Origin of the sequence: Bradyrhizobium sp. 930_D9_N1_4 (genome assembly GCF_052076015.1) — a bacterium.
Lineage (GTDB): Bacteria > Pseudomonadota > Alphaproteobacteria > Rhizobiales > Xanthobacteraceae > Bradyrhizobium.
Genome location: NZ_CP197236.1, coordinates 2,639,060 through 2,654,226 on the forward strand (window position 1 = coordinate 2,639,060; position 15,167 = coordinate 2,654,226).

Consider the following 15,167-nt stretch of genomic DNA (forward strand, 5'->3'; position numbering starts at 1 on the left):
TCATGTCGAGCCCGTTCGAATCCTACGACGATCTTGAAGACGCCGACGAGCGGCTCCAGGCCGCCGATCCCGCCGAGCGTCGCGTCGCCATCATCGCGCTCGGGCATTCCGGCGATCCCGCAGCCGTCGGCCATCTCGCCAACATGGTGGCCGATCCCGACGCCGGCGTGCGCCAGCAGGTTGCGATGGCGCTCGGCGAGTTCGACGGGCCGGAGGCCGCGAGCGCGCTCGTGAAGCTGCTGGTCGATCCCGAAAGGATCGTTGCTTCGGCCGCGGCCGACAGCATGGCCGAGTTCAAGGATCCCGCCTGCGCCGGAATCATCCTGCCGCTGGTCAAGCACGCCCACGCCTTCGTCCGCATGGGTGCGCTGCGCGCGCTGAAGGAATTGCGCTGCAAGGACACGCTGAAGCCGGCGCTGGAAGCGCTTCAGGACTCCGATGCCGCCGTGCGCGTGCAGGCGATCGGCGTGATCGGCTTTCTCAAGCTCGAAGAGTCCATTCCCGCGCTGACGGCGCTGATCAACGATCCCGACGCGCATGTGCGTCGCGCTGCCGTGAGCGCGTTGGCCTTCTCGCACCTGAAGCCGGCGGCCGAAACGATCACGCGCGCGCTGAAGGACTCCGACTGGATGGTCCGCGAAATGGCGGCGGAAACGCTCGGCCTCAACGTCAACGGTTCGCTTGCCGCCGATCAGCTGGTTGGCTCGCTCGCCGACGAGTTCTGGCAGGTGCGGCTGAAGGCGATCCGCAGCCTCGGCAAGATGAAGATCGAGCGCGCGGTGCGCCCGATCGGCAACTGCGTCAATCATGATCAGGCCAATCTGCGGAAGGAAGCGGCGGCCGCGCTCGGCGAGATCGCCCATCCCGACGGCGAGGCGTTCCTGGCCGTCATCGCCGACGATGGCGATCCAGACGTCCGCAAGAACGCACGCTGGGCGTTGCAGCAGATCGCGGCCCGCAAGGCGCGGGCAGGCGCATAGCAGGGGCATAGCGGCTCTTCGCTGCCGGTCTGGACTTCCCTCGCCAGACGTTTATTGGTCTTCGCCAATGGGATCGGCCGCCGTGTGAACGGGGCCGGTTCGAAAAACAGCGAGGACGCCGGCCATGACGACACTGTCCGTTAAAGACCTTCTCCCCGAGGATGGAACGAAGGGGACGCTGGTCGGCCGCGTCTGGCTGCCGCAGGCGAATGGTCCGGCCGTGGTTGCCATCCGCGCCGACGGGGTCTTCGACGTCACCGCGAAATTTCCGACGGTCAGCGCACTCTGCGAAGAGGACGATCCGGCCAGGGCGATTGCCGCGGTCAAGGGCGAGCGCATCGGCGATCTCGAAGCCATCGTTGCCAACACGGCGCCCGACAAGCGCGACTCGAAAAAGCCGTGGCTGCTTGCGCCCGTCGATCTTCAGACGCTGAAGGCGGCCGGCGTCACCTTCGCGATCTCGATGCTGGAACGCGTCATCGAGGAGCGAGCCAAGGGCAATCCGGCCTCGGCCGAAGCGATCCGCAAGGAAGTGACGCGGCTGATCGGCGACGATCTGTCGAAGCTCAAGCCGGGCTCCGATCAGGCCATGCACCTGAAGCAGGTGCTGATCGACCAGAACGCCTGGAGCCAGTATCTCGAAGTCGGCATCGGCCCCGATGCGGAGGTCTTCACCAAGGCGCCGACCCTGTCCTCGGTCGGCACCGGCATGGATGCCGGCCTGCATCCGAAGTCAACCTGGAACAATCCCGAGCCCGAGCTCGTGCTGTTCGTGTCCAGCCGCGGCAAGATCGTCGGTGGCGCGCTCGGCAACGACGTGAATCTGCGCGACTTCGAGGGCCGCTCGGCGCTGCTGCTGTCGAAGGCCAAGGACAACAACGCTTCCTGCTCGATCGGCCCGCTGCTGCGCCTGTTCGACGATACTTTCACGCTCGACGATGCGCGCAAGCTGGATATCAGCCTGAACGTGAAGGGGGCCGACGGTTTCGTCCTCGACGGCCATTCCTCGATCAGCATGATCAGCCGCGACCCGACCGACCTCGTCGAGCAGACGATCGGCAAGGTGCATCAATACCCTGATGGATTCGTGCTGTTCCTCGGCACCATGTTCGCGCCGGTCAAGGATCGCGATGCGCCGGGGCAGGGGTTCACCCACAAGCGCGACGACATCGTCACGATCTCCGCGCCCCAGCTCGGCAAGCTCGTCAACCGCATGCGTACCAGCGACGAATGCGAGCCCTGGACGTTCGGCATCGGCGCGCTGATGAAGAGCCTGGCGCAGCGGAAGTTGATCTAGCGGTCGGCGCTTTCACCTCGCTTTCGTCATGGCCGGGCTTGTCCCGGCCATCCACGTCTTCAGGCGCTGTGCAAGGATCGCGGATGCCCGGGACGAGCCCGGGCATGACGCGTTGCTGGGCGAGCTATCGCCAAAAAAACTCTTTCATCTCCGCGTTGCATCTGTGGAACAAAGTCGCGCTTGGCGTGTCATCTGCGCGCGCCCCCTGCACATCTGTATCTGTGTCCAAATAGTCAGATAATATGACTATACGGAGCCGTTCTTCCGTGAAATAGTCCCTCCCGCCGCCGCAAAAGGCTGGCCTGCGGGTGCCATTCTACCAACCGGTGCCGAGATAATCACTTGGGAGACACGCCTGATGACCCTCAAAGCCCTCTTTGCGGCCAGCGCCACGTCCGCGCTGCTGCTCGCGCTGCCGGCGAATGCCGCCGAGCTCACCATCGGCTTCTCGCAGATCGGATCGGAATCCGGCTGGCGCGCGGCCGAGACGTCGGTCTCCAAGCAGGAAGCCGCCAAGCGGAAGGTCAATTTCAAGATCGCCGATGCCCAGCAGAAGCAGGAGAACCAGATCAAGGCAATCCGCTCCTTCATCGCGCAGAATGTCGATGCGATCTTCCTCGCCCCCGTCGTCTCGACCGGCTGGGATTCGGTGCTGAAGGAAGCCAAGGAGGCCAAGATCCCGGTCGTGCTGCTCGACCGCGACATCGATCCCTCCGGCAAGGAGCTCTATCTCACTGCCGTGACGTCCGACAGCGTGCATGAAGGCGCGGTCGCCGGCGACTGGCTGGCGAAGACGGTCGGGGCCAAGGCCTGCAACATCGTCGAATTGCAGGGCACGGTCGGCGCGAGCGTCGCCGCCAACCGCAAGAAAGGCTTTGACACCGCGATTGCCAAGCACGCCAACCTGAAGGTGGTGCGCAGCCAGACCGGCGACTTCACCCGCGCCAAGGGCAAGGAAGTCATGGAAAGCTTCATCAAGGCCGAAGGCGGCGGCAAAAACATCTGCGCGGTCTACGCGCACAATGACGACATGATGGTCGGCGCGATCCAGGCGATGAAGGAAGCCGGCCTCAAGCCGGGCAAGGACATCCTCACCGTCTCCATCGATGCGGTCCCCGACATCTTCAAGGCGATGGTTGCGGGCGAAGCCAATGCGACGGTCGAGCTGACGCCGAACATGGCGGGTCCGGCCTTCGACGTCGTCGCGGCGTTCAAGGAAAAGGGCACCGTCCCGCCGAAATGGATCCAGACCGAATCCAGGCTGCTCACCGCCGCCGACAATCCGCAGAAGGAATACGACAGCAAGAAGGGCCTCGGTTACTGAGGCGGCCACCTCGCCGGACCGCATCTTGTGGTCCGGCACCCCCCCTTCGAATTTGCTGTGCGAACGAATAGGCTGGGTGTCCGCCTTGGAGGCGGGCACCGGTGGGAGTGAATTTGCCATGGAGAACGGCCTTGATCCTGCTCCGCCGTTGCTGGAGGTGCGCGGGATCAGTAAGAGCTTCAGTGCAGTGCGTGCGTTGCAGGAAGTCGACTTCACGCTTCGCGCCGGCGAGATCCATGCGCTGCTCGGCGAGAACGGCGCCGGCAAATCCACGCTGATCAAGGTCGTCACCGGCGTGTTTCCGCGCGATGCGGGCATCGTCAGGCTCGGTGGCGAAGAGGTCGCGCCGCGCTCGGCCAAGGCCGCGGTTTCTGCCGGCATTGCGACCGTCTACCAGGAGGTCAATCTGCTGCCGAACCTCTCCGTGGCGCAGAACCTGTTCCTGGACCGCCAGCCGATGCGTTTCGGCATCGTGCGGGAGAGCGAGATGCGGCGCCGCGCTGGAGCGCTGCTTGCCGATTTCGGCCTCAACATCGACGTTGCCGCGCCGCTCGGCAATTATTCGGTGGCGATCCAGCACGTCACCGCGATTGCCCGCGCGGTGGATCTCTCCGCGCGCGTGGTGATCCTGGACGAGCCGACCGCGAGCCTCGACCGTCACGAGGTCGAGGTTCTCTTCGGCATCATGCGCAAGCTCGCAAAGCGCGGCATCGGCATCGTCTTCGTCAGCCATTTCCTCGACCAGGTCTACGAGATCTCCGATCGCATCACCGTCTTGCGCAACGGCCGACTGGTCGGCGAACGCGAGACGGCCTCGCTGCCGCGGCTCGAGCTGATCCGGATGATGCTGGGCCGCGAGTTGGCGAAAACCACCAGCGCCCGTGCCGCTGCCGGCGAACATCAGTCGCGCGAGGTCTGCGCCAGTTTCGAAAATTACGGCAAGGCCGGCTATGTCGCCCCGTTCAATCTCGAACTGCGCCACGGCGAGGTCGTCGGCCTTGCCGGCCTGCTTGGCTCCGGCCGCACCGAGACGGCGCGGCTGGTGTTCGGCGCCGAGCGTGCCGATGGCGGGCAGGCGAGGGTCGAAGGCACGCCTGTGCGGCTCCAGTCACCGCGCGACGGTGTACGCCACGGCTTCGGCTATTGCCCGGAGGAGCGCAAGACCGACGGCATCGTCGCCGAACTCACCGTGCGCGAGAACATCGTGCTCGCGCTCCAGGCCAAGCGCGGCTTGCATCGGCCGCTGTCCCGGCGTGAGCAGGACGAGATCGCGAGCCGTTACGTCAAAATGCTCGACATCCGTCCGCCCGATCCGGAGCGTCCGGTCGGGCTGTTGTCCGGCGGCAATCAGCAGAAGGTCTTGCTCGCGCGCTGGCTCGCGACCTCGCCGCGGCTCCTTGTGCTGGATGAACCCACGCGCGGTATCGACGTCGGCGCGCATGCCGAGATCATCCGCCTGATCCGGGAGCTCTGCGACGATGGCCTCGCGTTGCTGGTGATCTCCTCCGAGCTGGATGAAATCGTGACGTATTCCGACCGCGTCGTGGTGCTGCGCGACCGCGCCCATGTCGAGGAGCTCGCAGGCGAAGCGATCGACGTCGGCAACATTCTTGCCGCCATTGCCGCCGATAGCGTCACTGTTGCGCTTGAGGCTCACACATGACAGCGCTGCTGCCGCGCCGCGGCCTTGCCCAGATCCTGGCGCTGATCGTCATCCTTGCGGTCGACCGCGTGGTGTCGCCGCAATTCTTCGACCTTCGCCTCCAGGATGGCCGTCTCTTCGGCAGCCTGATCGACGTGCTCAATCGCGGCACGCCGGTCGCGCTGCTTTCGCTCGGCATGGTGCTGGTGATCGCCACGCGCGGCATCGATCTCTCGGTCGGCGCGATCATGGCGATCTCGGGCGCGATCGCGGCGAGCCTCGCCGATAGTCACGGCTTGCCAGTGGTGCTGGCTGCCGCGCTCGGTGCGGGCCTCGTCTGCGGATTGTGGAACGGATTTCTCGTCGCCGTACTCGGCATGCAGCCGATCGTGGCGACCCTGATCCTGATGGTGGCGGGGCGCGGCATCGCCCAGCTCATCACCGAAGGGCGGATCGTGACGTTCTCCTCGCCGGATCTGGTCTGGATGGGCAACGGCGCCATTCTCGGCCTGCCCGTGCCGGTCGCGATTGCGCTTGGCATGTTGATTTTGACCGGCGCGGTCGTGCGCGGCTCGGCGCTCGGGCTGCTGATCGAGGCAACCGGCGGCAATGCGCGGGCGAGCGAGCTTGCCGGCGTCGGCACGCGCGCGATGATCCTTTCGGTCTATGTCTGGTGCGGCATCTGCGCGGCGCTTGCCGGCGTGATCGCAGCGGCTGACATCATGGGTGCAGACGCCAATAATGCCGGCCTCTGGCTCGAGCTCGACGCGATCCTGGCGGTGGTGATCGGCGGCACCTCGCTGTTCGGCGGCCGTTTCAGTCTCGTCCTTGCGGTGCTCGGTGCACTGATCATTCAGACCATGAACACCGGAATCCTGTTATCGGGCTATCCGCCGGAGTTCAACCTGCTGGTCAAGGCGGTGGTGGTGCTCGCGGTTCTGCTGCTGCAATCGCCAAAATTCTCAGGGATTGCCGGCGTCGCCGCGCGGCTGCGGAGGACGAAACCATGAAAGGCCTGCCGCCCGTCCTCATCACGGCCATCGTGCTCGTCGCGGGCTTCGCAGCCTGCGCCATCCAATTTCCCAACATCGCCTCGACCCGTGTGGTCGGCAATCTCCTCACTGACAACGCCTTTCTCGGCATCGTCGCGACCGGAATGACCTTCGTCATCATCTCCGGCGGCATCGATCTCTCGGTCGGCTCGGTGATCGGCTTCACCACCGTGTTCATAGCGCTCGCGATCGAGCGCTGGGGCGTGCCGCCGCTGGTCGCCTTCGTCGCCATCCTCGCGCTTTCGGCGGCTTTTGGCGCGGCGATGGGTGCGGTCATCCATGTCTTCGATCTGCCGCCGTTCATCGTGACGCTCGCCGGCATGTTCCTGGCCCGTGGCGCAAGCTTCCTGCTCTCGACGGAATCGGTGCCGATCACCGCACCGGTCTATTCGACCGTGTCGGACTTTGCGTTGCGTATGCCCGGCGGCGGACGATTGACTGCGATCGCGATGATCATGCTCGTGATCGTGATCGGCGGAGCGTTGCTGCTGCGTCTCACCCGGTTCGGCGCCAATGTCTATGCGCTCGGCGGCAGCCGGGCGACGGCGAGCCTGATGGGTGTTGCCGTCGGCAAGATGACGGTGAAGATCTACATGCTGTCGAGCCTGCTGGCAGGCATCGCCGGCATCGTCTTCTCCTTCTACACCAGCGCCGGTTATTCGCTCTCCGCCGTCGGCGTCGAGCTTGACACGATCGCGGCCGTCGTGATCGGTGGCACGCTGCTCACGGGCGGGCAAGGCTCGGTGATCGGCACCTTCCTGGGTGTGTTGATTCAAGGCATGATCCAGACCTACATCAATTTCGACGGTACGCTGTCGAGCTGGTGGACGAAGATTGCGACCGGGGTTTTGCTGTTCGCCTTCATCGCCTTGCAGCAGGGGCTGGTCGCGCTGGCGCGACGACCGGTGGCGAAGCGCGCGGGAGCAGCCTCATGACTTCGCGCATCGTCGTCATCCCGACGCGACGGGCCCATTCCAACCATGCGGAAGTCGCCCGCTCGATCGGCGTCGACATCATCGCAGGCCGCTATGCCGAGGGGACGCGGCTGCCGGGTGATGCCGAGATGATCGCGATGTTCGGCGTGTCGCGGCCAGTGCTGCGCGAGAGCGTGAAGACGCTGGTCGCCAAGGGCCTGCTCACCACCAAGGCGCGGGTCGGCACCGTCGTGCGCGAGCGCGCCGCGTGGAACATGTTCGACGCCGACGTGCTGGCCTGGCACCTCGATGCCGGCATCGACAAGCGCTTCCTCAACGATCTCGCCGAGATTCGCCTTGCGGTCGAGCCTCGCGCCGCCGTGCTGGCGGCGACGCATTGCTCCGAGGACGATCTCGTCGAGCTTCGTCGCTGTATGGACCGCATGCGGCTTGAGGCTTCCGATTCCGTTGGCTTTGCCGACGCCGATCTCGCGCTCCACGTCGCGGTGGCGCACGCCTCCGGAAATCTGTTCATGCGCTCGATCGGCCACGTGATCGAGGCTGCATTACGTGCGTCGTTCCTGCTCAGCGCTCCGGTCGAGGCGGAAGATCGCGACACCGTATTGCTCTGGCACCAGAAGATCGTCGATGCCATCGCGGCCGGCGATGCCGAGGGTGCGTCAGAGGCAATGGTCTATGTCATTCACAACGGTATGAGCCGCCACGAGGGCACGGTGATCGAGATTGCACCGCCGGCCCCGGTGCCATCCGCGGATACTGGAGAGTAAGCGTGACCGAACTTCGCATCGCCATCGTCGGATTCGGCAAGATCGCGCGGGACCAGCATGTCGGCGCGATTGCCGCGGTACCCGGTGCAACGCTTGCGGCTGTCGCGAGCCGCAATGCCTCGCTGCCGGACCTGCCGCATTTTTCGACCATCGAGGAATTGCTGGAGAAGGGACCGCCGATCGATGCGGTCTCGCTCTGCACGCCACCCCAGGTCCGCCGCGCACAGGCGGCCGCGGCGCTTGCCGCCGGCAAGCATGTCATGCTGGAAAAGCCGCCCGGCACGGGTGTTGCCGAGCTCGATCCGCTCATTGCGATGGCGGCCACAGCAAAACGCACGCTGTTTGCGACCTGGCATTCGCGCTACGCACCGGCGGTCGAGCCGGCGCGCGCGTGGCTCGCTGCGCGCCGGATCAGGTCCGTGCACATCAACTGGAAGGAAGACGTCCGCGTCTGGCATCCCGGGCAGGCCTGGATCTGGGAGCCCGGCGGGCTCGGCGTGTTCGATCCCGGCATCAACGCGCTCTCGATCCTGACCCGCATCCTGCCGTCTCAGGTGTTTGTCACCGCGGCCGAGCTGGCTTTTCCGGCCAATTGCCAGGCGCCGATCGCCGCGAACCTGTCGCTGACCGACATCGGCGGCCTGCCGATTACGGCCGAATTCGATTTCCGCCGGACCGGGCCGCAGAGCTGGGATATCGTCGCGGAAACCGACGAGGGGCGGATGGCGTTGTCCCGCGGCGGCCGGATCATGGCGATTGACGGCAAAGCCGTTGCCGAAGCGCCCGATCAGGAATATCGCGAACTGTACCAGCGCTTCGTCAAGCTGGCGGCGTCAGGCGAGAGCGATGTCGATCTGACGCCGCTTCGTCTCGTCGCCGACGCCTTCCTGCTCGGCAAGCGCACAATCGTCGAACCGTTTGTGGATTGAACATGGCTGACTCGAAGAAACTGGAAAAAGACGTTTTTGGAACGCTGCCTGACGGTCGCAAGGTCGAGCGCATCGTGCTGCGCGGGGAGGGCGGGTTCGAGGCGCGCATCATCACCCATGGTGCGGTGATCCAGGCGTTGATCGCGCCTGACGCCAAGGGAAACTATGACGACGTCGCGCTCGGCCATGATGCCTTCGCCGGCTATCTGGCCGAACGAAAGTTTTTCGGCGCCACCGTCGGCCGCTACGCCAACCGCATCGCCAACGGGCAGTTCTCGCTCGACGGTGAGACCTTCCAGCTTCCCGTCAACAATGGCCCGAATGCGCTGCATGGCGGTCTTGATGGTTTCGACCGCAAGCTCTGGGAGATCGCCGAGATCGACGACGGCACCGAGCCGGCGGTCACGCTGACCTATACGAGCCCGCACGGCGAAGAAAACTATCCCGGCAAGCTCGACGTTCGCCTGACCTATCTTGTCACCGGCCCGGCGGAGCTGTCGCTGATCATGGAGGCGCGGACCGATCGGCCGACCATCGTCAACCTGACCAATCACAGCTTCTTCAATCTGGAGGGCGCGACCTCGGGTACGTCCATTCTCGATCACCGCCTGTCGGTCGCCGCCGACCATTTCCTCGCGATCGATCCCACCGCGATCCCGCTGCCGGAGCCACCGCGCAGCGTTGCCGGCACGCCGTTCGACTTTCGCGACGCGCAGGCTGTCGGTGCGCGCATCCGCGAGAGCCACGAGCAATTGCGTAACGGCAAGGGCTACGACCACACCTATTGTCTCGGGCGCGACGGCAAGCTTGCCCTCGCTGCGCGGCTGGAGGCGCCGCGCTCGGGGCGGATCATGGAGCTCTTCACCGATCAGCCCGGCCTTCAGGTCTATTCCGGCAACTATCTCGACGGCACGATCTCGGGCAAGGGCGGCAAGCTGATCCGGCAGTCGGATGCCATGTGCCTGGAGCCGCATATGTGGCCCAATTCGCCAAATCGGCCGGACTTTCCAAGCCCGCGCCTCGACCCCGGCGGGATCTATCGCCATCACACCGTCTATCGCTTTGCGGTGAGGTCGCCATGATGGAAGAGGTGCCGACGACTGTCCTTTCGGACCATCCCTGCCATCTCGGCGAGGGGCCGACCTACGATGCGGCCGCCGACACCGCCTGGTGGTTCGACATCCGCGAAGGGCGGCTGTTCGAGGCGCATCTCGGAACCGGCAGCATTCGCGTCCACGCGCTTGGGCGGACGGCGAGCGCGCTCGGCCGCATCGATGCCGAACGGCAGTTGATTGTCGCGGAGGACGGTCTCTACATTCGCGACGTTGCCGACGGCGCGATGACGCTGCTCTGTCCGCTTGAAGCGGACAATCAAGCGACGCGTTCCAACGATTGCCGCGTGCACCAGTCCGGCACGTTCTGGATCGGCACCATGGGGCGCAAGGCGGAAGTAGGGGCAGGCGCGATCTATGCGTTCCATCGCGGCAAGATCTCGACGCTGTTTCCGGGCATCAGCATTCCCAATTCGATCTGCTTCTCACCTGACGGCGCCACCGGCTATTTCACCGACACGGCGCGCGCGGTGCTCTATTCGGTGCCGCTCAATCCCGCGACGGGCCTGCCGCGCGGCGAGCCGGAGGTGCTGCTGCGCCACACCGGCGTCGGCGGCCTCGACGGCTCGGTGTGCGACGCCGACGGGCAGATCTGGAACGCCTGCTGGGGCGCCAGCCGTGTTGACGTCTATTCGCCGCAAGGCGAGCGCCTGCGCTCTCTCAGCGTGCCGGCCAAGCAGTCGAGCTGTCCCGCCTTCGTTGGCCCTGGTCTGTCGCGCCTGCTCGTCACTTCGGCCTGGCAAGACATGGACGCGACGGCGCGCAAGGCCGATCCGCAGGCCGGCTGCACGTTCTTGTTGGAGGCTTCCGCGCGCGGTCGCGCAGAGCCCGACGTCAAGCTCTCATAGGAGACCAACACCACCCACCCAAGTTCTCGACCACACCAAGAAACTGTCTGACACCCAAGGGAGTGAAACATGCTGAAACTGAAGACCACATTTTTGGCGCTGGCGCTGGCCGGCGCTGCGATGATGGCCGCAGGCGTTACCGCCTCCGCCCAGGACAAGGCGACGGTTGGCATCGCCATGCCGACCAAGTCGTCAGCGCGCTGGATCGACGATGGCAACAACATGGTCAAGGTGCTGAAGGAGCGCGGCTACAACACCGACCTGCAATATGCCGAGGACGACATCCCGAACCAGCTCTCGCAGGTCGAGAACATGGTGACCAAGGGCGCCAAGGCGCTGGTGATCGCGGCGATCGATGGCACCACGCTGTCAGACGTGCTCAAGCAGGCAAAAGCAAAAGGCATCACCATCATCGCCTATGACCGCCTGATCCGCGGCACGCCGAATGTCGATTATTACGCGACCTTCGACAATTTTCAGGTCGGCGTTTTGCAGGCGCAATCGATCGAGCAGGGCCTCGGATTGAAGGAGGGCAAAGGTCCCTTCAATATCGAGCTGTTCGGCGGATCGCCCGACGACAACAATGCCTACTTTTTCTACAACGGCGCGATGAGCGTGCTGAAGCCCTACATCGACAGCGGCAAGCTCGTCGTCGCCTCCGGCCAGATGGGCATGGACAAAGTGGCCACCCTGCGCTGGGACGGCGCCACCGCGCAGTCCCGCATGGACAATCTGCTCAGCGCCTACTACGGCAACAAGAAGGTCAACGCCGTGCTCTCGCCCTATGACGGCCTTTCGATCGGCATCATCTCCTCGCTGAAGGGCGTCGGTTACGGCAGCGCCGGTCAGCCCATGCCGATCATTTCCGGTCAGGATGCCGAGGTGCCCTCGATCAAGGCGATGCTGCGTGGCGATCAATACTCGACCATCTTCAAGGACACCCGCGATCTCGCCAAGGTGACCGCCGACATGGTCGACGCGGCGCTCGCGGGCAAGCAGGTCACGGTCAACGACAGCAAGACCTACGAGAACGGCGTCAAGACCATACCGTCCTATCTGCTCAAGCCGGTGGTGGTGTACAAGGATAATTGGGAGAAGCTTCTGGTCGACAGCGGCTACTACAAGAAGTCGCAGTTCCAGTAGGCATCTCTCTTCTCCCTCTCCCCGCTTGCGGGGAGAGGGAGGGGTGAGGCTCTCTCTGCACACGGGTGGTGGTTGCCATGTACTCCGTCATTGCGAGCGCAGCGAAGCAATCCAGTCCGCCGCCGCGGAAAGATTCTGGATTGCTTCGCTGCGCTCGCAATGACGACGTGGATGCCGCGATACCATCCGACCAATTTGAGGATTCGACGCCATGACCGCCATGCTGGAGATGCGCAACGTCAGCAAGAGCTTTTCAGGCGTGCAGGCGCTGCGTGACGTCAACTTCTCGGTCGAGACCGGGCAGATTCACGCGCTTGTCGGCGAGAACGGTGCCGGTAAGTCCACGCTGATGAAGGTGCTCAGCGGTGTCTACCCGGCAGGCAGCTACGAGGGCACCATCGTCTTCGAAGGCGAGGAGCGGCGTTTCCGCGACATCAACGATTCCGAGGCGCTCGGCATTATCATCATCCATCAGGAGCTGGCGCTGATTCCCCTGATGTCGATCGCCGAGAACATTTTCCTGTCGCATCCGCCGTCAAAGCTCGGCGTGATCGATCGCGACGAGGTCTACCGGCGCACGCGGGATCTGCTGGCACAGGTCGGCCTGAAGGAATCGCCGGATACGTTGATCACCGATCTCGGCGTCGGCAAGCAGCAGTTGGTCGAAATCGCCAAGGCACTCTCCAAGCGCGTGCGGATGCTGATCCTGGACGAACCGACCGCGAGCCTCAACGAGGCCGACAGCGCCGCGCTGCTCGAACGCCTGATGGCGTTCCGCGAGCAGGGCATCGGCTCGATCCTGATCTCGCACAAGCTTAACGAGGTCGCCAAGGTCGCCGACCACATCACCGTGCTGCGCGACGGCCGTACCGTCGACAGCATCGATTGCCTTGCCGAGCCGATCCAGGAAGACCGCATCATCCGCAGCATGGTCAACCGCGATCTTGCTCACCGCTTTCCAGAACGTAGCGCGAAGATCGGCGAGCCTGTGCTCGAGGTCGCGAACTGGTCGGTCTTTCACCCCATTCATCCCGAGCGGCAGGTCATCAAGACCATCGATTTCAGCGTCAAGCGCGGCGAGGTCGTGGGCATTGCCGGTTTGATGGGGGCAGGGCGCACCGAGTTCGCCATGAGCCTGTTCGGCCGATCCTGGGGCACCAATATCAGCGGGCGAATCGGGCTTGAGGGCCATGAGATCGCGCTGCCGAGCGTCGCGGCTGCGATCGACGCCGGCCTTGCCTATGTCACCGAGGACCGCAAGCAGCTCGGCTTGATCCTCGCCGACGACGTCCGCAAGAACATCACGCTCGCCAGCCTTCATCAGGTTGCGCCGGGCCGGGTGATCGACGACATCGCCGAGCTGAAGGTCGCCAGCGACTACCGTAACCGCATGCGCATCCGCTGCTCCGACGTCTACCAGGAGGCCGGCCAGCTCTCCGGTGGCAACCAACAGAAGGTCGTGCTGTCGAAATGGCTGATGACCGACCCCAAGGTGCTGATCCTGGACGAGCCGACAAGGGGCATCGACGTCGGTGCCAAATACGAGATTTACTGTATCATCAACGAGCTCGCGGAAGCCGGCCGCGGCGTCGTGGTCATCTCCTCCGAGATGCCCGAGCTGCTCGGCATCTGCGACCGCATCTGCGTCATGAACGACGGCGCCTTCGTCGGTGAGTTCAAAGGCCCGGACGCGACGCAGGAAAAGATCATGCGCGCCATCATGCGCAACGAAAGAAGCAACGGAAACGGCGTGCCTGAGGCCGCGGAGATGGGAGGGTCGCAGCCATGACCGACAAGACGGTTTCGCTGCCTGAGGAGCGCCGCCACGGCAGCTTCATCAAGAATAATCTGCGCAATTACGGCATGCTGCTGTCGCTGATCGCGATCATGCTGTTCTTCCAGGTCATGACCGGCGGCACGCTGCTGCAGCCGCTCAACCTCACCAATCTGGTTCTTCAAAACAGCTACATCGTCATCATGGCGCTGGGCATGCTGCTGGTGATCGTGACCGGGCATATCGACCTCTCGGTCGGCTCGGTCGCAGGCTTCGTTGGGGCCGTCGCGGCTGTTCTCATGGTGACCTACAAGGTCGACTACACGCTCGCTTTCATTATCTGTCTCGTGGTCGGTGCGGCGATCGGTGCGGCGCAGGGCTATTGGGTGGCCTATTTCAATATCCCGTCATTCATCGTGACCTTGGCCGGCATGCTCGTGTTCAAGGGCCTGGCCCTGGCGGTGTTGCAGGGACAGTCGCTCGGACCGTTCCCGCCGACCTTCCAGAAGCTGTCGTCGGGCTTCATTCCGGAATTGCTGCCCGAAGCCGGCACGCTGCATCCGACGTCGATGCTGATCGGCGCGGTGCTGGCGCTCGGCCTCGTCTATGCCAGCGCGAGGAACCGCACGCGGGAGCTGTCGCACGGCATCGAGGTCGAGCCCTACGCGTTCTTCCTCGGCAAGAGCGTCGTGCTGGCCTGTGCGGTGCTGTACTTCACCTACCTGATCGCGACCTATCGCGGCCTGCCCAACGTGCTGGTGATCATGGGCGCCTTGATCGCGCTCTATGGCTTCCTCACCCGCCGCACCGTGATAGGCCGCCAGATCTATGCGGTCGGCGGCAATGCCAAGGCGGCAGGCCTGTCGGGCATCAAGACCGAGCGGTTGACCTTCCTCACCTTCGTCAACATGGGTGTGCTCGCAGCTCTTGCCGGCCTCGTCTTCGCCGCGCGCCTCAACACCGCGACGCCCAAGGCAGGTTTGGGCTTCGAGCTCGACGTCATCGCGGCGTGCTTCATCGGCGGCGCCTCGGCCTATGGCGGGGTGGGGCGCGTCGGCGGCGCCGTGGTCGGTGCCATGATCATGGGCGTGATGAACAACGGCATGTCCATCCTCGGCATCGGCATCGACTATCAGCAGGTCATCAAGGGCCTGGTGCTGCTGGGCGCGGTATGCATCGACGTGTATAATCAGAGGCGTTGAGCAGCGAGCAGTTTCGACGCTATTGCCGGAATTCGATCACGGCATTGGCATTGCGGCCGGGCAGCAATGCCTCGGCTTCACCATGATTGAGGGTCCTAGATCGCGTCGCATCGAACAAAGCCGGGCAGGGCGGTGCCGATGGCAGTTCAGTACCGAGAGATG

13 protein-coding genes are annotated in these 15,167 nt (G+C 64.4%); all 13 read left to right on the forward strand.

The annotated features are described in order from the left end of the window. Positions 1-2: 2 nt before the first annotated feature. The 13 genes from AB7532_RS12200 (at position 3) to mmsB (ending at position 15,005) form a co-directional block, all read left to right on the forward strand. Positions 3-980, forward strand: a complete 978-nt coding sequence (locus AB7532_RS12200) for a HEAT repeat domain-containing protein (protein ID WP_441235029.1) — start codon at positions 3-5, stop codon at positions 978-980. A 124-nt stretch (positions 981-1,104) separates the two neighbouring features. After that, positions 1,105-2,277: a fumarylacetoacetate hydrolase family protein gene (locus AB7532_RS12205; protein ID WP_441235030.1), complete on the forward strand. Its 1,173-nt coding sequence runs from the start codon at positions 1,105-1,107 to the stop codon at positions 2,275-2,277. 358 nt (positions 2,278-2,635) lie between these two features. After that, positions 2,636-3,601: a galactofuranose ABC transporter, galactofuranose-binding protein YtfQ gene (gene ytfQ / locus AB7532_RS12210; protein WP_441235031.1), complete on the forward strand. Its 966-nt coding sequence runs from the start codon at positions 2,636-2,638 to the stop codon at positions 3,599-3,601. A gap of 118 nt (positions 3,602-3,719) precedes the next feature. Further along, positions 3,720-5,264 carry a sugar ABC transporter ATP-binding protein gene (locus AB7532_RS12215; RefSeq protein WP_441235032.1) on the forward strand — a complete coding sequence of 515 codons (1,545 nt, stop codon included), beginning with the start codon at positions 3,720-3,722 and terminating at the stop codon, positions 5,262-5,264. Continuing rightward, a complete protein-coding gene (locus AB7532_RS12220; protein ID WP_441235033.1) occupies positions 5,261-6,253 on the forward strand; it encodes an ABC transporter permease in 993 nt (330 codons plus the stop codon). The genes AB7532_RS12215 and AB7532_RS12220 overlap by 4 nt, the downstream gene beginning before the upstream one ends. Continuing rightward, positions 6,250-7,230, forward strand: a complete 981-nt coding sequence (gene yjfF / locus AB7532_RS12225; RefSeq protein ID WP_441235034.1) for a galactofuranose ABC transporter, permease protein YjfF — start codon at positions 6,250-6,252, stop codon at positions 7,228-7,230. The genes AB7532_RS12220 and yjfF overlap by 4 nt, the downstream gene beginning before the upstream one ends. Then, on the forward strand, positions 7,227-7,997 hold the full coding sequence (locus AB7532_RS12230) for a FadR/GntR family transcriptional regulator (RefSeq protein ID WP_441235035.1): 771 nt from the start codon (positions 7,227-7,229) through the stop codon (positions 7,995-7,997). Before yjfF ends, AB7532_RS12230 begins: the two co-directional genes overlap by 4 nt. 2 nt (positions 7,998-7,999) lie before the next feature. Next, positions 8,000-8,926 (forward strand): Gfo/Idh/MocA family protein, encoded by a 927-nt coding sequence (locus AB7532_RS12235; protein WP_441235036.1) that lies wholly within the window; start codon positions 8,000-8,002, stop codon positions 8,924-8,926. A gap of 2 nt (positions 8,927-8,928) precedes the next feature. Then, the gene (locus AB7532_RS12240) at positions 8,929-10,008 is read left to right on the forward strand and encodes an aldose epimerase family protein (protein WP_441235037.1); all 1,080 of its coding nucleotides are present in this window, start codon (positions 8,929-8,931) and stop codon (positions 10,006-10,008) included. Then, positions 10,008-10,886 carry an SMP-30/gluconolactonase/LRE family protein gene (locus tag AB7532_RS12245; protein WP_441239254.1) on the forward strand — a complete coding sequence of 293 codons (879 nt, stop codon included), beginning with the start codon at positions 10,008-10,010 and terminating at the stop codon, positions 10,884-10,886. Before AB7532_RS12240 ends, AB7532_RS12245 begins: the two co-directional genes overlap by 1 nt. 69 nt (positions 10,887-10,955) lie before the next feature. Then, positions 10,956-12,029 (forward strand): multiple monosaccharide ABC transporter substrate-binding protein, encoded by a 1,074-nt coding sequence (gene chvE, locus AB7532_RS12250; protein ID WP_441235038.1) that lies wholly within the window; start codon positions 10,956-10,958, stop codon positions 12,027-12,029. A gap of 211 nt (positions 12,030-12,240) precedes the next feature. Next, positions 12,241-13,818 (forward strand): multiple monosaccharide ABC transporter ATP-binding protein, encoded by a 1,578-nt coding sequence (gene mmsA, locus AB7532_RS12255; protein WP_441235039.1) that lies wholly within the window; start codon positions 12,241-12,243, stop codon positions 13,816-13,818. Further along, positions 13,815-15,005, forward strand: coding sequence for a multiple monosaccharide ABC transporter permease (gene mmsB, locus AB7532_RS12260; RefSeq protein ID WP_441235040.1), 1,191 nt, complete (start codon positions 13,815-13,817; stop codon positions 15,003-15,005). Before mmsA ends, mmsB begins: the two co-directional genes overlap by 4 nt. Positions 15,006-15,167 lie beyond the last annotated feature (162 nt).